The organism is Streptomyces sp. Mut1, assembly GCF_030719295.1.
Lineage (GTDB): Bacteria > Actinomycetota > Actinomycetes > Streptomycetales > Streptomycetaceae > Streptomyces > Streptomyces castrisilvae.
Genome location: NZ_CP120997.1, coordinates 6,331,098 through 6,352,267 on the forward strand (window position 1 = coordinate 6,331,098; position 21,170 = coordinate 6,352,267).

General features: G+C 72.7%; 18 protein-coding genes. 9 read left to right on the top strand and 9 right to left on the bottom strand.

Annotated features, from left to right (window positions below):
• Positions 1–40 precede the first annotated feature (40 nt).
• From P8A18_RS27540 to zapE, 5 genes are all read right to left on the bottom strand, one after another.
• Positions 41–1,735 carry a CotH kinase family protein gene (locus tag P8A18_RS27540; protein ID WP_306058726.1) on the bottom strand — a complete coding sequence of 565 codons (1,695 nt, stop codon included), beginning with the start codon at positions 1,733–1,735 and terminating at the stop codon, positions 41–43.
• Entirely contained in the window at positions 1,732–2,409 is a 678-nt protein-coding gene (locus tag P8A18_RS27545; protein WP_018554817.1) for a DUF4956 domain-containing protein, read from the bottom strand. The genes P8A18_RS27540 and P8A18_RS27545 overlap by 4 nt, the downstream gene beginning before the upstream one ends.
• The gene (locus P8A18_RS27550) at positions 2,406–3,317 is read right to left on the bottom strand and encodes a polyphosphate polymerase domain-containing protein (protein ID WP_371933723.1); all 912 of its coding nucleotides are present in this window, start codon (positions 3,315–3,317) and stop codon (positions 2,406–2,408) included. The genes P8A18_RS27545 and P8A18_RS27550 overlap by 4 nt, the downstream gene beginning before the upstream one ends.
• Positions 3,318–3,514: 197 nt before the next feature.
• Positions 3,515–3,940, bottom strand: a complete 426-nt coding sequence (locus P8A18_RS27555) for an OsmC family peroxiredoxin (RefSeq protein WP_306058728.1) — start codon at positions 3,938–3,940, stop codon at positions 3,515–3,517.
• Between the two features lie 91 nt (positions 3,941–4,031).
• Positions 4,032–5,171, bottom strand: a complete 1,140-nt coding sequence (gene zapE, locus P8A18_RS27560) for a cell division protein ZapE (protein ID WP_306058730.1) — start codon at positions 5,169–5,171, stop codon at positions 4,032–4,034.
• 36 nt (positions 5,172–5,207) lie between these two features.
• Between zapE and P8A18_RS27565 the strand changes: the two genes are divergently transcribed.
• The 4 genes from P8A18_RS27565 to msrB all read left to right on the top strand — a co-directional run bounded on the left by P8A18_RS27565 (position 5,208) and on the right by msrB (position 8,515).
• Complete coding sequence (locus tag P8A18_RS27565) at positions 5,208–5,972, top strand: pyrimidine reductase family protein (RefSeq protein WP_306058732.1); 765 nt, start codon at positions 5,208–5,210, stop codon at positions 5,970–5,972.
• Between the two features lie 215 nt (positions 5,973–6,187).
• Positions 6,188–6,640, top strand: coding sequence for a hypothetical protein (locus P8A18_RS27570; RefSeq protein ID WP_018554812.1), 453 nt, complete (start codon positions 6,188–6,190; stop codon positions 6,638–6,640).
• 61 nt (positions 6,641–6,701) lie between these two features.
• Positions 6,702–8,099: a UDP-N-acetylmuramate--L-alanine ligase gene (gene murC / locus P8A18_RS27575; RefSeq protein ID WP_306058734.1), complete on the top strand. Its 1,398-nt coding sequence runs from the start codon at positions 6,702–6,704 to the stop codon at positions 8,097–8,099.
• 11 nt (positions 8,100–8,110) lie between these two features.
• Positions 8,111–8,515, top strand: a complete 405-nt coding sequence (msrB, locus tag P8A18_RS27580; protein WP_306058736.1) for a peptide-methionine (R)-S-oxide reductase MsrB — start codon at positions 8,111–8,113, stop codon at positions 8,513–8,515.
• Between the two features lie 30 nt (positions 8,516–8,545).
• Here msrB and P8A18_RS27585 read toward each other — a convergent pair whose 3' ends face one another.
• Positions 8,546–9,007, bottom strand: a complete 462-nt coding sequence (locus P8A18_RS27585; RefSeq protein ID WP_306058738.1) for a hypothetical protein — start codon at positions 9,005–9,007, stop codon at positions 8,546–8,548.
• Positions 9,008–9,104: 97 nt separating this feature from the next.
• Positions 9,105–11,567: a GTPase-associated protein 1-related protein gene (locus P8A18_RS27590; RefSeq protein WP_306058741.1), complete on the bottom strand. Its 2,463-nt coding sequence runs from the start codon at positions 11,565–11,567 to the stop codon at positions 9,105–9,107.
• A 304-nt stretch (positions 11,568–11,871) separates the two neighbouring features.
• Here P8A18_RS27590 and P8A18_RS27595 point away from each other — a divergent pair, with 304 nt between their 5' ends.
• A complete protein-coding gene (locus P8A18_RS27595; RefSeq protein ID WP_306058743.1) occupies positions 11,872–12,363 on the top strand; it encodes a hypothetical protein in 492 nt (163 codons plus the stop codon).
• A gap of 86 nt (positions 12,364–12,449) precedes the next feature.
• On the opposite strand, the gene P8A18_RS27600 is transcribed toward P8A18_RS27595, so the two are convergent.
• Entirely contained in the window at positions 12,450–13,070 is a 621-nt protein-coding gene (locus P8A18_RS27600; RefSeq protein WP_306058745.1) for an L-threonylcarbamoyladenylate synthase, read from the bottom strand.
• Between the two features lie 233 nt (positions 13,071–13,303).
• Between P8A18_RS27600 and P8A18_RS27605 the strand changes: the two genes are divergently transcribed.
• Positions 13,304–13,750: a MarR family winged helix-turn-helix transcriptional regulator gene (locus tag P8A18_RS27605; RefSeq protein WP_018554805.1), complete on the top strand. Its 447-nt coding sequence runs from the start codon at positions 13,304–13,306 to the stop codon at positions 13,748–13,750.
• 18 nt (positions 13,751–13,768) lie between these two features.
• On the opposite strand, the gene P8A18_RS27610 is transcribed toward P8A18_RS27605, so the two are convergent.
• Positions 13,769–15,757 carry an RICIN domain-containing protein gene (locus P8A18_RS27610; protein ID WP_306058749.1) on the bottom strand — a complete coding sequence of 663 codons (1,989 nt, stop codon included), beginning with the start codon at positions 15,755–15,757 and terminating at the stop codon, positions 13,769–13,771.
• A 256-nt stretch (positions 15,758–16,013) separates the two neighbouring features.
• Here P8A18_RS27610 and P8A18_RS27615 point away from each other — a divergent pair, with 256 nt between their 5' ends.
• The 3 genes from P8A18_RS27615 to P8A18_RS27625 are packed head-to-tail and all read left to right on the top strand — an operon-like array spanning position 16,014 to position 21,080.
• Positions 16,014–16,808: a hypothetical protein gene (locus P8A18_RS27615; RefSeq protein WP_371933797.1), complete on the top strand. Its 795-nt coding sequence runs from the start codon at positions 16,014–16,016 to the stop codon at positions 16,806–16,808.
• 15 nt (positions 16,809–16,823) lie between these two features.
• The gene (locus P8A18_RS27620; protein WP_306058751.1) at positions 16,824–18,968 is read left to right on the top strand and encodes a bifunctional serine/threonine-protein kinase/ABC transporter substrate-binding protein; all 2,145 of its coding nucleotides are present in this window, start codon (positions 16,824–16,826) and stop codon (positions 18,966–18,968) included.
• A 6-nt stretch (positions 18,969–18,974) separates the two neighbouring features.
• Positions 18,975–21,080: a bifunctional serine/threonine-protein kinase/ABC transporter substrate-binding protein gene (locus tag P8A18_RS27625; protein ID WP_306058753.1), complete on the top strand. Its 2,106-nt coding sequence runs from the start codon at positions 18,975–18,977 to the stop codon at positions 21,078–21,080.
• Positions 21,081–21,170: the final 90 nt, after the last annotated feature.

Genomic DNA, 21,170 nt, shown 5'->3' on the forward strand with positions numbered 1-21,170 from the left:
CGGGGGCACGCCCCGGCGGGGGTCCGGGGCGCGCCGCAGGTCAGCCGGTTACCTCCTTGTTCTTCGCCAGCGCCGTCGTGCGCTGGGTGACCGTGGTGCGCAGGGTGCCGACCGCGCTCTCGATGTCCTTCGCGGGGACACCGGCCCTGGTCGCCTGCTCCGCGAGGTCGTCCAGGGTCTTCGTGGCCTTGCCGGAGGCGTAGAACTTCTCGTACAGGTCCTGGTACGCCTTCTTGTACACCGCGTCGAAGGCGTCGAGCTTCAGGAACCGTTCCTTCAGCGCGTGCCCGGACCGCATGCCGCCGCCTCCGCCGCCGCCCTTGCCCGCGTCACCGCCCGGCGCGTCGGGCATGTCGCCGAAGTCGGGCATCTCCGCGCCCTCGGGCAGCTCGGGCATCCCTTCCGGCAGGCCCTCGGGCATGCCGCCGCCCATGCTCATCCGGTCGTCGGGCCCGGCGGTGGCGTCCCCGCTGAACGTGAGGTTGTAGTCCCAGCCCAGCACCGAGAACTTCTTGGAGTTCAGGTCGTACCCGAGCAGGTAGTTCTTCCCCGGGCCCGCCATGTCGTCGAAGTTCATCAGCAGGTTCTGCGCCGCGACGTAGTGGGCGAACGAGTCGACGTCCACGTACTCGTCCAGATCGGCGGCGAACTCCTTGTCGGAGGCCTTCTCCACCCACTTGGTCAGCTTCATCACGGGTTCGAGGTCCTGGCTGCCGACCTTGTTCAGCTGCCGGAAGGACGTCTCGTACTTCGAGGGGTCGTCCCCCTGGTAGTCGAACGTCCCGCCCGCCCTGGCCTTGTAGACCACGGACTCGCCCTCGACGGCCTCGGCGTACTCCGTGTCCGGGTTCTCGACCATCAGCCGCACGGCCGTCGGCCGGTTGTTGACCTTCAGGGTCGAGAGGCTGTACCGCTCGGCCGGCTCCCCGGTCCCGTCGATCAGCGAGAGGGCCAGCGCCTCGTTGAGCGGGACCTGGGAGTTGCTGCCCGGACGCAGCGAGATCTCCCGCTCGCCCTGGTAGGCGCGGCCCTCCACGTACTCGTCGATCTTGATGAGCCAGGGCAGCTCCTCGGGCTTGTCGGCGGACAGGTTGTACTGCGTCATCCCGCCACCCCCGCCCCGCCCACCGGCAGCGGCCCCGCCATCACCGGCCGCTTCACCACCACCGGCCGCCTGACCACCACCAGTCGCCTCACCGCCGTCCGCCGGGGCGCCCGGCGGCTGTGCGCCGCCCGGGGCATCCCCGCCGCCGGGCATCCGGCCGTCGCCCTGCCCGCCGCGCCGGCCCGCGCCGCCGGCCGGCATACCGCCACCGCTGCCCCGGTTGTTGCCCCGCAGGGACATCAGGGTCGAGTTGCCCTTGAGGCGGATGCCGACGTCGGTCAGGTAGACCCCGTCGATGGTGAGGTCCGCCGGGATCGAGTCCTTGGTCCCGTCCTTCTTGAACTCCTTCATCATCTTGTCGAAGTCGGTCTGCTTGTACTCCAGTTGCACGGAGTGCCGCACGGAGGTGTCGTACAGCCCGACCGGGCCGCCGACGTCCTCCGTGATCGTGTCGGCCTCCACCCGCGAGGAGGAGGTGACGTACGGGGAGATACGGGCGTCGCCGAACGCGTACAGCATCACCGCGAGCCCCGCGCACAGGGCGCCGGCGGGCTTCCAGTGGTGCCGCAGCCGTACGGGCACGCGGTCGCGCAGCCGTCGCCTCCGGGGCGTGCCGTCGACGGGGCTCACAGGTCGGTGGTGTCGTAACCGGTCAGGACCGTCACCCGCTGGCCGGAGGTGCGCTCCTGCAACGCGGTGACCAGGTCGCCGGGCTCCGTGCCCTTCTTCATGCGGACCGTGTAGAACACCTCGTTCAGCGCCCCGCCGCGGATCGTCTCCGTGCTCACCAGCTCGAACTCGGTCGTGTACTTGATCAGGACGTCACGGATGCCCGGGGTGTAGTCCTCGCCCGCCGGGACCTGGACCTTGACGACCTGGCGCTGGACGTTCAGGGCGAACCAGTCGAACTTGTGCATGATGACGACGACCACGCAGATCACGACCGCGCCGACCGCGGCCAGTGTGTAGAAGCGCGCACCGCAGGCCATGCCGATCGCCATGGCCAGGAAGATGAACCCGACGTCCCGGGTCTCCTTGACCGCGTTACGGAACCGGACCACGGACAACGCGCCGACCAGGGAGAACGCCCGTGCCAGGTTGGAGCCGACGACCAGCATGATCAGTGCGACGATCATGCCGACGATGACGAGGGTCTGCACGTAGGACTGGCTGTAGGACACGTTCCGGTGGGTGTACCGGTAGACGTAGCCGATGATCGTGCTCAGGACGAAGGACAGCACCATCGCCGCGACGACGTCGGTGACGCTGAACGTCCCGCTGAGTTCCTGCAGATCGAAATTCACTGTGCTCCTGCTTTCACCGGCGACTCCTGTGCCGGCAGCCGCGTGTCGAGGGGGGTGGCGGGCGGCGGGCAGGCCGCCTCGTCGAGATGGAAGACGGAGCGGGGCGCCAGCCCGAACGCCTCGATGGACTGGACGTACTTGGAGACCCGGATGAGGCTGAGATTGCGGCGGGCCGCCAGGTCGGTGATCCAGTGCGGGGTGCGCTCGTTGACCTTGATCTCCATCACCGACATGTGCGGCGGGACGGTGAACCGGTTCTCCGGATTGGCCTGCCCGAAGTGGAAGTCGCGGTCGCGGCCCCGGACGCGCCGGTCGAAGGTGACCCGCAGCCCGGTGTCCGACGCGCGCCCGACCAGCGCCTCGCGCTGGTACCCGGTCATCGCGGTGGGCCGGAGGTTGAGCCGTACGACCAGGTCGAGCACCTCATGGATGAACGCGCGCTCGTTCGGCGCGTGCTCCACCGTCCGCCGCTCGTCGCAGAGCTGACGGGCCGTGCCGTAGGGCAGGGTGATGCGGCGCTTCTGGGTGACCCGGTTGACGCGCTGTTTGACCTCGACGCAGACCGGGGAGTCGTCCGTGACCCCGACCGGATCGCCGTAGTGCCTGATGCGCAGCTTGCGGCGGAACTTCAGGCCCTCGATCTTCTCCCAGTAGAACCGCAGTTCGGGGGAGTCGTAGTAGAGGCTCCACACGCCGTAGCCGCCGACCGGACTGTTCAGGTCGCGGTCCATCCGCTCCGCGAGTTCGTCGCGGAGGTCCGCGGCCAGCTCCACGGGGACCAGGTATTTGAGCTCGTATCTGTTGAAGGCGTGCAGCCTGCTCGCCACATGCAGCGGTGGGGGGTCCTCCGTGCCCGTGGGGTGCCCCTGGGCGGGCCCTCCGGGCGGAGCCGTGTCGGGTTGCGACACCGTGCGCCTCCTTCGTCGTCCGTGCCGGACCGGCCGGCCCGCGATACGCAACCAACGACGGATGAGGAAGCGATGAGAAACCCGGGTGTATTGCAGGAGGATTCAAGATGGCCGGAAGGTGAACACGGCGGGGCCGGGAACAGCCGTGTCCCCGGGCCGGCGCGCGGGGCGCCCGCCCGGGGACACGGGGGAGAGGATCAGGCGAGCGTGGCGCTCAGCGTGATCGTGGTGCCCGACAGGGCCTGGCTGACCGGGCAGTTCGCCTTCGCTTCCTCGGCCGCCTCGGCGAAGCCGGCCTCGTCGAGACCGGGCACCTCGCCCTCCACGGTGAGGTGGATGCCCGTGATGCCGGTGCCCGGCTGGAACGTGACCTCGGCCTTGGTGTCCAGCCGGGTCGGCGGGGTGCCGGCCGAGGCGAGACCGTTGGAGAGGGCCATCGAGAAGCAGCTGGAGTGGGCCGCGGCGATCAGCTCCTCCGGGCTGGTCTTCCCGTTCGCCTGCTCGGCGCGGGCAGGCCAGGAGACCGGGTAGTCACCGATCCCGGAGGAGTCGAACGTGACGACGCCCTTGCCCTCAAGGAGGTTGCCTTCCCAGACCGTGTGCGCCTGACGCGTGGTAGCCATGCTGGTTCCCTTCAAACGGAATGCGCGGTGGTACGAAGAACGGCGGGCACACCGTCGTGCCCGGCCGGTGGTACGTCCTACGCCCCCGAACCTACTGCTCCACCAGCCCCTTCGCGTCCCGCGCCAGCGCGGTCAGCCGGGAGATCGCCCGGAAGTACTTCTTCCGGTACCCGCCGTTCAGCATCTCCTCACTGAACAGCCGGTCGAACGGCAGTCCGGACGCGAGCACCGGCACCTCCCGGTCGTACAGCCGGTCGGCGAGCACCACCAGCCGCAGCGCGGTCGACTGGTCGGGCACCGGCCGCACCTCGGTCAGGCACACCGCCCGCAGCCCGTCCGCCAGCGCGCCGTACCGGCTCGGGTGGACCCGGGCCAGATGGTCGAGCAGCGCGGGGAAGTCGTCCAGGCTGGCGCCGTCGGTGGCGTACGCCGCCTTGGTGACCTGCTCGTCCGAGAACGGCGGCGGGGCGTCGGGCAGACCGCGGTGGCGGTAGTCCTCGCCGTCGATGCGCAGGGGGCGGAAGTGCGCGGAGAGCCCCTGGATCTCCCGCAGGAAGTCGGCCGCCGCGAACCGGCCCTCGCCGAGCTTGCCGGGCAGCGTGTTGGAGGTCGCGGCGAGCGCCACCCCCGCCTCGACCAGCCGGCTCAGCAGCGAGGACACCAGCACGGTGTCGCCCGGGTCGTCCAGCTCGAACTCGTCGATGCACAGCAGCCGGTGCTCGCTCAGCGTCCGCACGGTCTGCTGGAAGCCGAGCGCGCCCACCAGGTTCGTCAGCTCCACGAACGTCCCGAACGCCTTCAGCGAGGGCGCGGCCGGTGCGGCGTGCCAGAGCGAGGCGAGCAGATGGGTCTTGCCGACCCCGTACCCGCCGTCGAGATACACCCCGCGCGGACCGGAGGCCTGGACCGCCTTGCGCCCGAACAGCCCGCCCGTCGCCCGCCACCGCCCCTCACGGGACGCGCTTCGGGCCCTTCCGGATCTGCCGGACCCGGAGGCGTGCGCTCCGCCGAGCCCGGCGGCGAAGTCGCTCAGGACCCGGACCGCCTCGGTCTGGCTGGGCTGGTTGGGGTCGGGTACGTACGTATCGAAACGTACCGAGTCGAAGCGCGGCGGTGGCACCATCTCCGCGACCAGACGGTCGGCGGGGACGTGCGGCTCGCGGGCGCACAGGGACAGCGGGGCCGTTTCGGCTATGGGGCTTGACCCCGGCACGGCGTGGGAGGACGACACAACCGTCAAGCTTACGGCCGTGTCAGACTGCCGCACATGCGACGCCTGTTCCCTGTGACCGACCTGACAGCGGCCGACGCCCCGCGCGCGTGGAGCCTGGACGACCTCGCCGACGCCTACGCCTATCCCGGCACGGAGGGCCCCTGGCTGCGCGCCAACATGGTGTCGACCCTCGACGGGGCCGCCCAGCACGACGGCCGCTCCCAGCCGATCTCCTGCGAGAGCGACATGCGGATCTTCGGCACCCTGCGCGGTCTGGCCGACGTGGTGATCGCGGGCGCGGAGACCGTACGCCAGGAGGGCTACCGGCCGGCCCGCGCCCGGGAGGCCTTCGCGGCGCGGCGGGCGGCGGCCGGCCAGGGCCCCGCCCCGGCCGTCGCCGTGGTGAGCGGCAGCCTGGACCTGGACTTCTCGCTCCCGCTGTTCGTCTCCCCGCTCGTCCCGACGCTCGTGCTGACCGGTGCGGGCGCCCCGCCCGACCGGATCGCGGCGGCCCGGAAGGCCGGCGCCGACGTGGTGATCGCGGGGGAGGGCTCGCGCGTGGAACCCGCCAGGGCCGTGCGGGAGCTGGCCGGCCGGGGGCTGCGCAGGCTGCTGACGGAGGGCGGGCCCCGGCTGCTCGGGCAGTTCGTGGCGGCGGGGGTGCTGGACGAGCTGTGCCTGACCGTCGCGCCCCTGCTCACGGCCGGTGACGCCCAGCGGATCGCGGGCGGGCCCGCCGTCACCGTGCCGAAACGATTCGCCTTGGCTTCCCTGCTGGAGGAGGACGGTTTCCTCTTCTCCCGGTACCGCCGGAGCTGACGCACGGCCGCCCCCGAATGGCCGCCGGGGGCGGCGCGCGGCTCTCCCGTACCGCCCCGGCGGGCGTCAATCAGCGGAATATCCCGTTCCGGTTAGCGATCCGTGGGCAGAATGGATCTCGCAGACCCCGTGCGAGCACGGGGAAGGATGGTTTCAGCAGCGACCGGCGACGGTTGCTGAAGAGAAGGGCTCCTGTGGTGTTCACCAGCGTTTTGATGATCGAGAAGGCCCTCACGTCCGGGGACGTCGAATTCGTCACCACCCTGCACGGCGACGATTCGACGTCCTTCGTCGTCCTCATGCAGCCGCGCGGCGACCAGGCGGATGTGCTCCTGCGGGCCATTGACGACCTCGCGATGGGCGAACTGAAGGAAGCGGCCCGCGAGAGCGAGGAGCCCGAGGGCAAGAACGCCAGGGAATCCGCCGAGCTCGCCCTCCAGGTGTCCCTGGAGGCCCTGCGCCAGGCGGGCTCCGAGGCCGTCGGACAGGTGATCGAGAACCACCCCCTGGACAAGCTCACCACCGTGGTCGAGGAGTCCGAGGCCGACGAGGTCATCGTGCTGACCGCGCCCCACTACGTCGAGGAGTTCTTCCACCGCGACTGGGCCTCCCGCGCCCGGCACAAGGTCGGCGTCCCGGTGCTCAAGCTCTTCGCGCACAGCGAATAGGCTGGGGCGGCGGCCCCGGAGTGGCACCGGCCCGCAGACCCAAGGACCCTGAGGAGCACAGATGGCACCCGGCATTCCCGCCGCCATGGAACGACCGCACTTCATCGGCATCGGCGGCGCCGGAATGTCGGGCATCGCGAAGATCCTCGCCCAGCGCGGCGCGAAGGTCGCGGGCAGCGACGCCAAGGAGTCACCGACCGCCGAGGCGCTGCGCGCGCTGGGGGCGACCGTCCACATCGGGCACGCCGCCGGACACCTGGCCGACGACGCCACCTGCGTGGTCGTCTCCAGCGCCATCCGCGCCGACAACCCGGAGCTGGTGCGCGCCGGGGAGCTGTCGGTCCCCGTCGTGCACCGCTCCGACGCGCTGGCCTCCCTGATGCACGGACTGCGCTCCATCGCCGTCGCGGGCACCCATGGCAAGACGACGACCACGTCGATGCTGGCCGTCGCCCTGAGCGAGCTGGGCCTCGACCCCTCGTACGCGATCGGCGGCGACCTGGCGGGCCCCGGCACCAACGCCACGCACGGCGAGGGCGACATCTTCGTCGCCGAGGCCGACGAGAGCGACCGCAGCTTCCACAAGTACGACCCCGACGTCGCGATCGTCCTCAACGCCGAGCTGGACCACCACGCGAACTACGCCTCGATGGACGAGATCCACGAGTCCTTCGAGACCTTCGCCGGCAAGATCGTCCCCGGCGGCACCCTGGTCGTCTCCGCCGACCAGTCGGGCGCCGTCGAACTGACCCGCCGGGTGCGCGCCGCCCTGCCCGCGCTCACGGTCGTCACCTACGGCGAGTCCGAGGCCGCCGACGTACGCGTCCACAAGATCACCCCGCGCGGCCTGACCAGCGAGGTCACGGTGGTCCTGGGCGGCAAGTTCCTCACCTTCACGGTCTCGGTCCCCGGCCGCCACTACGCCCTCAACGCCGTCGCCGCCCTCGCGTCGGGCATCGCCCTCGGCATCCCCGCCCACAACCTCGCCTCGGCCCTCGGCAAGTACACCGGGGTCAAGCGCCGCCTCCAGCTCAAGGGCGAGGCGGCCGGCGTCCAGGTCATCGACAGCTACGCCCACCACCCCACCGAGATGGCCGCCGACCTGGAGGCCATGCGCGGCGCCGCCTCCGACGCCCGGCTCCTCGTCGTCTTCCAGCCCCACCTGTTCTCCCGCACCCAGGAGCTGGGCACCGAGATGGGCCAGGCCCTCGCCCTCGCCGACGCCTCCGTGGTCCTGGACATCTACCCGGCCCGCGAGGACCCGGTCCCCGGCGTCACCAGCGCCCTGATCATCGACGCCGCGCGGGCCGCCGGCGCCGACGTCACCGCCGTCCACGACAAGGCGGAGGTCCCCGAGGCCGTCGCGGGAATGGCGAAGCCCGGCGACCTCGTTCTCACCATGGGAGCGGGCGACGTCACCGACCTCGGCCCGCAGATCCTGGACCACCTGTCGAGCTGAAGGAGCCACCCGTGGCGTACGACGTCGAGAAGCCGGACGAGCAGTGGCGCGAGGAGCTCACCGCCGCCGAGTACGCGGTGCTGCGCAAGGCGGGCACCGAGCCCGCCTTCGTCGGCGAGTACACCGACACCAAAACCGCCGGCGTCTACTCCTGCCGGGCGTGCGGCGCGGAGCTGTTCCGCTCCGACACGAAATTCGAGTCGCACTGCGGCTGGCCGTCCTTCTACGACCCGAAGGACACCGACGCGGTCGAACTGATCCAGGACCGCAGCCACGGCATGGCCCGCACCGAGGTCCGCTGCGCCCGCTGCGGCTCGCACCTGGGGCATGTCTTCGAGGGCGAGGGCTACCCCACCCCGACCGACCAGCGGTACTGCATCAACTCGATCTCCCTGCGGCTGACCCCGCAGGACTGATCCGGCCCGTACGGGGACCGGCGCGCCGCGTCAGTCCCCGTACGGCTCCTCCTGCCGCAGCAGCGGGTGCGCGACGCCGGGGAAGACCCGCGCCCGCACCACCGGCTCCGCCGCGCCGCCCTGGACCACGGTCTCCGCGACACCCCACGGGCGGCCGGGCAGGACGACGGTCAGGGTGTACGAGGCCGGGCAGCCCAGGCACTCGTACCGGTCCACCCAGGTCTCCACCTCGGTCGTGCTGCCCGGGTAGCGCGCCACGTGGCGGTGCGGCGCGTGACAGCGCGCGCACCGCTCGCCCGGCTCGCAGGTGCCGCCGCAGGGGCAGGGCACGTCCAGGGAGTCGGCCGGCCGCCAGCGCTGGGTGAGGACGGCCTCCCGCGTGGCGCCCATGTCCTTCATCGCCTTGAGATTGCGGGCGGCCACGTTGTACGACTCACCGGTCCCCGCCATCCGGTCCCGGATGACGTCCTTGCGGCCGCGGTTCGTCGTCATGTGCTGCTCCTCCTGGGGTCCACGCAGCCCGCCAGGAGGGCGCACGAGATCGGTGACCACCACGGTACCGCGACGCGCGGGCGCCCCCGCGCCACGCTCAGGACCGCCGCACCCGGCCCGCGATGCGCCGGCCCAGCCGGCTCAGGCCGCGGCGCTCCCGGCGGTTCCAGTCCCGGAAGGCCTCCGCCCGGCCACTGCTGCCCGAGCGGCCGACGGCCTCCTCGACCGCCGCGACCCGGTCGGCGGGCAGCCCCCGCACCACCGGGCGCAGCACCTCCTCCAGCAGCGCCCCGGCGACCCCGCTCCAGGCGGGGCCGGCGTGCGGATGGGCCGTCCAGACGGTGAAGCAGTCGGCGGCGTACGCGGAGTCGGCCGCCAGCCGGGCCCGGACGCTGTCACCGCGCGCGGCCCGGTCGTAGGCGGCGATCAGGTCCGCGTCGCCGCTGTGCACCAGGGCGTACAGCTCCGCCTCGGGCCGCTCCGGCGCCAGCAGCCGCCCGGCCACCGCGTCGCACGCCTGCCCGAGCACCCCGGGCTCCACCGGCTCGGCCTCCGCCCGCAGCGCCCGCACCCGCTCGGCCCACTCCGGCTCAGCGGCCCCCGAGCCCACCTCGCGGGCGAAATCGAGCAGCAGCAGCGCCGCCCGCACCCGGCCCCCGGTCTCCTGCGGGAAGCCGCGCAGCAGGTCATGGGCCAGCTCGGGAGCCTCGCCGTCCCCGGGACCGGACGCGAGCGCGGCGGCCACCAGATGCGACCAGGTGCCGGCCGCCCGGTGCGCGTCCGAGGTCGCGGCCTCCAGCAGCAGCCGCGCCTCGGCCGCCGTCGGGGCGGCCGCCTCCCACACCAGGCCCACGGCCGTCCGCAGCACCAGCGGCTCCGCGAACGGCGACATCCCGCCGGCCCGCAGAACCCGCTGCAACGCCGCCACCCGGTCGTCGCCGCAGCCGGCCTTGGCCTCCGGCGCCCCCGCGCACATCCGCAGATGCGGCAGCGACTGCGTGCCGGTGAACGGCAGCGGCACCCGGAGCAGCAGCCGCTCCACCCCGGCCGGGCTGTCCGGCGCGATCCGGTCGAGCGCGCCCAGCAGGGCCGTACGCACGTCGAACTGCTCGTCCATCAGCTCCAGCAGCGCGGGCGCCCAGTCCGGGGCGCTCCCGTCCTCGCCGCCCGCCAGCAGGGCGGGCGCGAGCCGGTCCAGGACGGAGGGCAGCAGCTCGGCGCAGTCCACCTCCAGCAGCCGTGCCACCCGCAGGAGTTGCACCGTGCGGGCCACGTCGAGGCCGACGCCCGCGCTGCCCAGCTCGGTCAGGATCTCCGGCCCGAGCACCCCGGCGACGGCCGCGCCCTCGGGCCCGCTGAAGGCGGTGCGGCCCGGCAGTTCGAGGGAGCCGTTGCCGCCGCGTACCGCCTCCGTCACCAGCATCGCGGCCAGCGGGGCCGTGGTCGTCGTGGGGGAGCGGCCGTCCAGCGCGGCGAACAGCCGTCCCGCGGCGTCGAATTCCGGGCCCGAGCGCTCGTCCACGCCAGGGGCGGTCAGCGCGTCGACCAGCTGCCGGGTCCGCTTCGCGTCCAGTGCGTACGGGCGTTCGGCGGCCCACTCCGCGCCGGCCGCGCGCCCGCCCGTCCCCAGCGCGATGCCCGCGCACAGCGCGGTCACCGCCACCGGCCCGGGGGCGAACGGCTCCCCCGGCAGTTCGGCGGCCTCCCGGAACAGCTCGGGTGCGCGGTTGCGCCAGATCCGCGCGGCCGTCTCCGCCCAGGCGTCGTCCACGGCCTCTTCCGGGCGGGCCCCCGCGCAGCGGTGCACGCGCACGTCCGGGCCCGTCAACTCCCCGGCGTCCTCGGGCAGCACGCCGACGATCCGCTGCGGGGCCCGCAGCGGACGGCGGGTGTAGGTGGTGAACGTCAGCCGCTCGGCGAGCTCGTCGGGCAGGGCGACGCAGGCGAGCGCGATCCACCGGGCCACGTCCGCGCTCTGTGCCTCGACGAGGACGACGCGGCCGGCCGCGTCCGGTTCGCACAGCCCGCGCAGATCGGCCAGCACTCCCGCGAGCCAGGGGCCGCGCGAGACGGCGAAGTCGTTCAGCCCCTCGCGCTCCCGGGCGTGGTGGCCGGTGGCGCCGGGCAGCGTGGCGAGCGGGTCGGGCAGCGGGCGCCCGGGGGTCGCCGCGGCCCAACGGGCGGCCCGGCAGGCGGTGATCGGGAGCGCGCCGCCCGGGAGCCGGCCGCCGGGCGGGAGGTGGACCGCGTGCGCGTGGAAGCCCACCCGGGAGGCCCGCCCGGAGCGGGACGCGACCGTCCGGGCCAGCAGATGACCGCCGTCGGAGAGCACGCTGTAGCTGAGGGACTCGGGCAGAGCGCGCAACGCGGCGTCGGGGAGCCCGGGTTCGGTGCCGGCCGGCGGCTCGTAGGCCAGCAGCGGTCCGGCCTCGGTGAGCACGGACGCGGGTATCGCGGTGTCGACCGCGGTGAAACGCGCCGGTATCGGTTCTGCCCCGCCGGATGCGGGCTCGTCCCCGTCCGTCGCGGAGGTGTAGTGCAACTGCGCGAGGGTCTTCAACTGTTGCGGCTTTCGCTTGAGCGGGCTGAGTGATGCTGCTTATCAGATGTGGGGGCCGGTCTGCGGGGTTTCGGGTTCGGCTCCCACGGATCAAAACCGTTCCCCGCTGATTCTGGCGGGCCCGCGGCGCGATGTCCGCAGCAGGCCGACACTTTCGAGGGGCGCGATCCGGCCAGGTCTTGACGTGCACCTGACATGACGTCAGTTTCTGTGGGACCGTCCATGACACGCCCGGAAGCGCGGACCACCCCCACGGGGCGCGGCCGGGCCGTACCCCCACACGTGCGTGACAAGAAGGAGTGACATGAGGCTCACACCGAAACTCTTGTGCGTCACCGCCCTGGCCGCCCTGGTCACCGCGGGTGCGTCCACCGCGGCGAGCGCGGGCCCCGCGGCCTCGCAGCTCGTCGACGGCGTCATCACGGCCGCCGGCTCCACCTGCACCTGGACCGGCGCCGCCGCCGACGCGGACCCGCCCGCCGCCCTGACCATCGACAACGGGACCGTCAACAGCAGCCTGAGCTGTACCGGCGGCGCGAGCGCGACCCTCAACAACAGCCCGACGCTCACCTTCGACGACGCGGCGGGCACCGCGGCGTCCGACCTCATCGACATCACGGTGAAGCAGTCGATCGTCACGTGCAGCTATCAGGCGACCGGTGTCGGCTGGACCCGCGACGGCTCCACCCGTACCTACCTCAACGAGGCGTTCACCGCGTCGAAGAGCTCCGGCAGCTTCCTCTGCCCCGGCTCGATCACCGCCGACCCGGGTTCGGCCTCCCTGACCTTCCACTGACCCGTACGCACAGCGCGGGCCACGCGCCGCCGCCGGTGGAACCTCGCCGGCGGCGGCGCTCGCGGTTCATCGGCCCCCGCGCCGGGTCACTCGAAGCGGGAGGGGTCGCCCGCTCCGCGTCGTACGATCTCCGGCTCGCCGCTGGAGTAGTCGATGACGGTGGTGAGTTGCGTACCGGCGTCGCCGGAGTCGAGGACGATGTCCACCTCGTGGTCCAGGCGCTCCTTGATCTCCCAGCCCTGGGTCATCGGCTCCGCCTCGTCGGGCAGGAGCAGGGTGCTGGAGAGCAGCGGCTCGCCGAGTTCCTCCAGCAGTGCCTGGACGACGGTGTGCTGGGGGATGCGTACGCCCACGGTCTTCTTCTTCGGGTGCAGCAGCTGGCGCGGCACCTCCTTCGTCGCCGGAAGGATGAAGGTGTACTGGCCGGGCGTCGCCGCCTTGACCGCGCGGAACACATCGTTGTCGATCTGCGCGAACTGCCCGAGCTGGGCGAAGTTCTGGCACATGAGCGTGAAGTGATGCCGGTCGTCGAGATTGCGGATCGCGCGGATGCGGGAGATGCCGTCGCGGCTGCCGAGCTGACACCCGAGCGCGTAGCAGGAGTCCGTCGGATACGCGACGAGCGCCCCGGAGTGGATGCTCTCGGCCACGTTGGTGATGGTGCGCCGCTGGGGGTTTTCGGGATGTACGTCGAAATACTTCGCCATCCGGCGAGTCTACGGTCGGGGCGGTGGCAGGTTCGGGGCGATGGCGCGTAGTTCCACCCCTCGGGGGACGGGAAACCCGTCCGTGAGGCGCTCGTCGGCCACTTTTGATATGTATCATGCATGAGCAATGTACTATGCATAATTAATGCATAGTACATATCTATGGTATATATGTACAAAAGAGGTAGCCCGCCCCGCCAGGAGGCGAGCCCGGCAACTGAAGGAAGCCTCGCGTGGACATGCCCGTGGACCGGATCGAGTTCGAGACGATGCTGCTTGGCCGGCACATGAGTCTGCTGACCTCGCGGGGCGACGGGCGACTCGACCGCAGCGCCTACATCCTGCTCAGCCGTATCCGCGTCCAGGGGCCGATGTCCATCGGCCAGTTGCGCGACGCCTTCGGCCTGGACACCTCCACGCTCAACCGGCAGACCGCGGCCATGCTCCGTGCGGGTGTGGTCGAGCGTATCGCCGACCCGGACGGCGGGATCGCCCGGAAGTTCGTCATCACGGACGAGGGCGAACGCCGGCTGGACAAGGACCGGGCCGAGAACCGGGAGGGCCTTCAGCGCGTCCTGGCCGACTGGTCGCCGCAGGAGGCCGCCCGCTTCGCGGACGACCTCGCCCGGCTCAACCGGGACATCGAGCGCCTCGACGGGCGGCCCTGGCCGCGCGACTGAGCCGGGAGGGCGCCCCGGTCAGGACAGCTTGGTGAAGGCCCATGCCTGGACCGCGGTGGCGGAGGCCGCCTCCTGGGTGAGCAGGGCCCCATTCGCGGGGGAGGGTGCGGTCAGGAGCAGTCCGCTGGACTTGCTCGTCAGGGTGTGGCCGCCGGTCGTGGGCGTGGCGGTCCACCGCTGGTTCGCGTCACCGCTGCACGTCCACTGGTCGATGGCGGCGCCCGCGGCCCTGGAGTTCTTGTAGACCTCGGCGCACAGGCCGCTCTCCACGTTCCTGAGCGTGTACGTGCCGTCCGCGTTGGCCGTCACGTCCCACTTCTGGTTGTCGCCGCCGTTCCAGGCCCAGCCGTTGAGCTGGGTGCCCGGGGCCGTGGAGTGCGCCGGTACGTCGATGGCCTGGGTGCCGGCGGAGATCCGGTTGACCCCGGCCGACGGGCCGGCCGGCCGGACGCAGCCCGTGGACGACTGGTGGGCGCCGCGGTCGGGTACGCAGCCGGCCGCGACCGGGTTGCCGAAGTAGTCGCGCGCGCCCGCGTCCGCCACGACCGCCCCGTTGGCGAGGGCGGAGGACCCGGCCCCGAGCAGGTAGCCGTCCGCGTCCGTGCGGGAGGTGGCCGTGCCGGGGGCCGCCAGCTTCGGGTCGGCCGTCACCTTGTGGGCGTCGGCCGGCTCACCGGCCGGGTGGGTGCCGTGGAAGACGTTCGAGTCGAAGCCGAGACCGGCCGCGTTCACGTAGCTCGCCTCGGCCGTCGCCACCTGGAAGACGTTGTTGGTGAACGTGGCGTTCGCCGCCGCCGAGCCGTTGGCGTTGTTGATGATCTGGACCGGATCGGCCAGATAGAAGGTGTTGTTGTAGATCTGCGTGTTGGTCGTCTTCGCGCAGACCATGTCGAAGAGCTGGCCGCCGTCGTTCTGGCTGATGTTGTACCGGACGATGTTGCCGTCGGTCGTCGAGCCGGCGCCGTTGCACAGGAGGATGAAGCCACCCTCGTTGTCGTGGCTGTAGTTGTACTGGTAGATCGTGCGGATATTGGCCTCGTCCAGGTCGAGTCCCTGCCCGTCGCAGTCGCTCTTCCCGCCGCTGACCTCGTTGAACTGGTACACCGCGTCCTGCGTGTTCCAGCCCCAGAGGCCGGCCGCGCAGTGCGCGGGCTCGCGCTCGCGGAAGCCGTCGACCTTGTTGTACTCGATCAGCGCGCCCTCGGTGTGATGCGGCACGATCGCGTCGCCGCCGATGTCCGAGACCGTGTTGCCCCGGATGACCACCCGGGTCTGCGGGGTCCACGCTCCGCAGGCGGAACCGCAGTTGGGGTTGTTCAGCTCGGGACGCTGCATCCAGCGGGTCCAGAAGTGGATGCCGTAGCGGTCGACGGTCCGCACGGTGTTGTCCGTGATCGCGACGTCGTCGAACCTCGTGGGCGTCGTGTTGCCCAGCACCTCGAAGAAGATGCCGGCGCTGGCGTCGTCGTCCTTCCGGGTCTGGTTCCCGTTGACGTCGTGGATGTCCAGGCCCGCGATCCGGTAGTAGGTGCCGGTGCCCGAATCCGTACGGGTGACATGGACGCCGCGCCGGGTGTCGGCCGCCGTGCCCCGGTTGGAGATGTCCAGGTTGCGGATCTCCCAGTACTGCTGGTCCGCGAGCCGTACGACATCGGTGACCTGGCCCGCTCCGGCCAGTGCGGGCTTGGCGCCCGTGCCGTACGCGTCGATCACGATCGGCGACCCGGCCGCGCCCGAGCCCTTCGGGAAGAGCTGCTGGCCGGTACAGGTGGAGCCGCGCCTGAGCAGGACCGAGTCGCCCGGCTGGAACGTGTGGGCGTTCACCGGGGCCAGCGCGTTCCACGGTGAGCCCGCGCTGCCGTCCCCCGCGGCGGTGGCGCCGCAGTCGACGTAGAAGGCCTGCGAGGCCGGTGCGGCGGCCCGCGCCGCGGTGGTGGGGGCCGCGGCCAGAAGGGTGGCCAGCGGGAGCGACAGGGTCGAGAGGAGCAGGGTTCGTCTTCCGGGCATGGAACAACTCCATTGGCTGAAAACGGACAGCAGACGTCTGACGCCTGCTCACATTAGAGAGCTGCGGTGTCAGTGGTCAAGACCTGTTCATGTCAACGAAATCGGTGGTGGCGGCCCGGCGGCGGCAGCCCCAACGTCTTGATGGCGCAACAGTTTTGGCGTCCCCCGCCTCCGAACGGGCCGCGCTCATAGGATCGGGGCGGTCTTCGGGGAGACGGGGTGGCCGATCGTGGCGTGCGCAAGGGCGATACGCGGATTGCGGGGATACGGGGCGCTGCTGCTGGCGCCACTGGTGCTGGTGGCCTGTGTCAGCGGTGGCGGCCCCGGCGCGGGGCCCTCCGCGAGCGCCTCCGCGACTGCCTCCGCGACGGGCGGCGCCGCCCCCGGTCCCGGGCCCGCGGACACCGGCGTCATCGACGCGGACCCGGCCAGGCTGCCGGGGACCCGCAAGGAAGCGCTCGGCCTCATCCGCCGGATCATCGCGAATCCCGCCACCTTCGGCCCCGGAGTGGTCGAACGCCGCCCGTACGAGAGCGATCCGGCGACCTGGCCCGTCCTGGGCACCGACTGCGTCTGGCAGCAGAAGAAGCCACAGGCCCATGTCCTCGCCACCCTGAGCCGCTATTTCGAGGTGCCGGCGGCGGGCGGCAAGGGACCGCTGCGGCTCTCCGCCGTCGTGACCGTGCACCGCACCCGGGACGACGCCCGGTGGGAGATGGCCGAGTCCGTGGAGGAGACGATGCGCTGCCCCACGCAGCAACTGAGCCAGGGCGAGTTCATCGGGTCGATGATCGCGTCCTCACTGGCCCGGGGGGAGTCCCAGGAGAGCGCCGAGGACGCGCTGTTCGAGGCCGGGCAGTACCAGAACGAGGAACTCGGCGGCGGCCCGTACCCCTACTCCTGGTACCTGTCGCAGACCCTCCAGTTCACCGTGGCCGTGACCGGCAAGGGGGCCAAGGGCTGGAGCGACGCGGAGATCGACGCGCTGACGAACCAGGCCCACTCCGCCATGTTGCAGGACCTTGAGACCGCAGTCGAGAAGCAGAGCTGAGAGAGGGAGAGCGTGATGGAGAAGCTGCGCCCCTCCGACCCCGCACGGATCGGCGGGCACCGGCTGCTCGGACGGCTCGGCGCCGGCGGCATGGGGGTCGTCTACCTCGGCCGTACGGACGCCGGCGCCCTGGCCGCGATCAAGGTGATCCTGCCCGAATACGCCACCGACGACGACTTCCGGACCCGCTTCCGGCGCGAGGCCGAGGCCGCCCGCCGGGTGGAGAGCCCCTGGGCCGTCCCGGTGACCGGCGCGGACACGGAGGGTGAACGGCCCTGGCTGGCCACCGCGTTCGTGCCGGGCCCCGCGCTGTCGGAGGCCGTCGCCCGGTGCGGGCCGCTGCCGGCCCGCGGCGTCCGGGTGCTCGGCCGGCTGCTCGCCCGAGCGCTGGCCGCCGTACACGCTGCGGGCCTTGTCCACCGCGACGTCAAACCGGGCAACGTCCTGCTCACGGTCGACGGACCGCGCCTGATCGACTTCGGCATCGCGCGGTCCGCCGACGCCACCGCGCTCACCGCCACCGGCCTGGTGGTCGGGACCCCGGGCTTCCTCTCCCCGGAACAGGCCACCGGAGACGGCACCGAAGCGGACCCCGCGAGCGACCTCTTCTCCCTCGGCTGCCTCCTGGCGTACGCGGCGACCGGGCGTCCGCCGTTCGGCAGCGGGGCCGTCGACGCGCTGCTCTACCGGACCGTCCACGACGAGCCCGACCTCGCGGGGATCGACGACCCCGAACTCCGCGCCCTGCTGGCCACCCTGCTGGCCAAGGAGCCCGGAGCGCGCCCCACCGCCGCCGGACTCGACACCCTGATCGCCGAGGACGCGCCCGACGGCTCCACCGACTGGCTGCCCCCGGACATGGCGGCACTTGTGGCCGAACGCTCCGCCGCCGTGCTCGACCTGCCCGGCATCGACCCGACGGTCACCGATGACACCGCCCCGCCCGCACCGGGCCGGCGCAAGGCCCTGCTGTTCGCCGGCGCCGGTCTCGTGGTCGCGGCCGGCGGCGGGTTCGCCGTACGGGAGTGGCTGCGCGACGACAGCGGCTCCGATGCGGCCGCCTCCGGCGAACGGGCCTGGATCATCGGGGTGCAGGCCGATCTGTCCGGCCCCCGGAGCGCCGCCGGGCGGGCCCAGGAGCGCGGGGTCAGGATCGCCGTCCAGCAGTTCAACGCCCGCGCGGACAAGCCCTTCACGCTCACCGTCAAGGTCCGCGACGACGGGGGCGACACCGCCCGCGCGGTGCAGGCCGCCGACCGGTTCGCCCGCGACCGTGACGTGCTCGCCGTCGTCGGCCCGACCGGTGACGCCGCGACCGAGGCCGTGCTCGGCGCCTACGACGAGGCGATGCTGCCCGTCCTCACCGTGTCCTCGCTCCAGCTCACCTACGCCGCCCGCGCCAGGAAGTCCTTCTTCCAGGCCGCCCCCTCCGACGGCGTACTGGCCCAGCCGATCATCCGGCGCCTGGTGCTGCGGCCCGATGTCGAGCGGCTCGGGGTCCTGCTCGACCGGGTCGGCGGGCAGTCCGCCTACCAGGCCGGCTACCTGACCAACATGCTGACCGGCCAGATCACCACCGGCACCACCTACCCGCGCGTCGTCCCGGCCGGCACACAGGACCTGGCCCCCGTGGTCGAGGACATGCTCGCGCACGCCAGCGACGCCCTCTTCTACGCGGGTGACGCGGCCGGAGCCGCCCGCACCGCACGCGCCCTCGCCGCCACCTCCTTCAAGGGGCCCCGGATGGCCATGCACACCGCCATGGACGCGCGCTTCCTCAAGGACGCCGGACAGGCCGCCGAGGACTGGGAGTTCACCGCGCCCTTCACCGACCCGGCGGCGCCCGCGGCCAAGAAGTTCGCCGCGGCCCACCGCACCGCCTTCGACGCCGCCCCCGCGCACTGGGCCGCCGAGGCGTACGACGCGGCCGGGATCGCGATAGCCGCCGTCACCGCCCTCGCCGGGACGAAGGCCGGCGGGCCGAAGCGCCCGTCGCGCGGCGCGCTCGTCGCGAAGATCGCCGCATCCACGTACGAGGGCGTCTCCCGTACGTACGTCTTCGACGACGATCACCGGATCAAGGGCGACGACGCCTACCTCTACGGGGTGCGGGACGGACGCTACGTCTACCTCGGTGCCGCGCCGAAGGCCACGGCCTGATCCCGCATGCGGCCGCTCACCTCGGACGATCCGCGCACCATCGGCGCGTACCGCACCCTTGTCCGCCTCGGCGCGGGCGGCATGGGCGTCGTCTACCTGGCACGCACGTCCGGCGGCTCGCTCGCCGCCGTGAAGGTGATCCACGCCGAGCACGCCACGGACCCCGGATTCCGGGCCCGGTTCCGGCGCGAGGCAGAGGCCGCGGCCCGGATCACCGGTCCCTGGGTCGTCCCGGTGACCGGGGCCGACACCGAGGCCCCGGAGCCCTGGCTGGCCACCGCGTTCGTGCCGGGACCCTCCCTCGCGGAAGTCGTCGGGACCCGGGGACCGCTGCCCGCCGACACGGTCCGGGCACTCGGCTCGCGGCTGGCCGAAGCGCTCCTCGCGGTGCACGGAGCGGGCCTCCTGCACCGCGACGTCAAGCCCGGCAACGTCCTCCTCGCGCTCGACGGGCCCCGCCTCATCGACTTCGGCATCGCCCGCCACGAGGGCGCCACCGCGCTCACCGCCACCGACGCGGTGATCGGCACCCCCGGCTACCTGGCCCCCGAACAGGCCGTGGCGGGGCCGCTCGGACCGGGCTGCGACGTGTTCTCCCTGGGCTGCGTCCTCGTGTACGCGGCGACCGGACGGCGCCCGCTCGGGACGGGAACACCGGCCGGGGTCCTCTTCCGCACGGTGCACGAGGAGCCGGACCTGCACGGGGTGCCGGCCGTGCTGCTGCCCCTGGTCACGGCCTGCCTGGCCAAGGACCCGGCCGACCGGCCGGGCACCGGGGAGATCGCCCGGACCCTCGCGGGAAGCCCCGCCGACTGGGAGGTGCCCGGCCTGGCCGCCACGGTCGCCGCCCGCTCGGCCGCCGCTCTCGCCCTCCCCGACCCCGAACCGACCCCCGCCACCGGGGTCCCGGAACCACCGCGCCCGACCCGGCGACGCCTCCTGGCCGCAGGAGCGGCCGGCGCCGTCGCCCTCGCGGGCGGCGGAACCGCCGCCTGGGTGGCCGCCACCCGGCGCGGCGGCACGGGAAAGCCACCCGCCCCCCTTCCCGCGTACCGCGTCGCCCTGCACGCGGACCTGACCGGAGCGGGCAGATCCGTCGGCCTCGCCCACCAGCGCGGGGCCCTCCTCGCGATCGACGCCCACAACTCCCGTACGGACAAGACCTTCACGCTCACGCTGCGCACCGAGGACGACGCCGGGGACGCCACCCGCGCCCTCGGTGCCGCCGACCGGATCACCGCCGACTCCCGGGTGCTCGCCGTCATCGGCCCCACCGCGCAAGTCATCGACGGCAAGGTCGCGACCCACTACGAGAAGGCACGCCTCGCCCAGGTCGTCGTCGCGGCGGGCTCCACCACCGTCGCCGGGGCGGGCCCCGGTTCCCTGTGCGTACTGCGGCCGTCCGACCCGGCGCTGGCCATCGGGCTGATCTCCTACCTGGCCCGGGTCCGGCCGACCGACCACGTCGTCATCATCGAGGACCGCGCGGACGCGCAGAGCAGCTGGGCGATCAGGGACCACCTGCCGAGAGCCCCGGTCGACGGGGTCAGGTACACCACGGAGACCGTCGCGGCCACCGCCCGCACCTTCGCCCCCGCCGCCCGCGCCGCGGTCGGCGCCGGGGCGGGCGCGGTCGTCTACGCCGGATCGTCCGCCGCCCGGGGCGCCCGCTGCGCCAAGGACCTGGCCGCCGCCGGCTTCACCGGCACCGGAATGTCGCTCGGCCCCGTCCTCGCCCCGGCCTTCCTCCGGGACGCGGGCAAGGCCGCCGAGGGCTGGGTCTTCGGCGAGGCGTACACCGACCCGACGGCCCTGCCCGCGGCCAAGGCGTTCACCGCCGCGCACCGCGAACGGTTCGGCTCGGCGCCCGGCACCTGGGCCGCCGAGGCGTACGACGCGGTGGGCCTGATCGCGCGGGCCGGCCGCACCACGAGCGCCGTCGACGCGCCGCGCGACGGGGTGGCCGGGAGAATCCTGAGCACCGAATACCGGGGCATCACCCGGCGGCTGTCCTTCTACAGCAGACACCAGGTGAAGCCCCAGACGGGCATCTTCCTCCACCGGGTCGACGGGGGACGGGCCCGCTTCCTCGGGCTCCACACCTCGGTGTGAGCCCGCCGGTCCGCCGAACGGAGCAGGAACCGGACCCGTACGGCACGGCGTGAAGCGGAGCTGCGGCCCCGTTTAAGAAAACCTCGATGG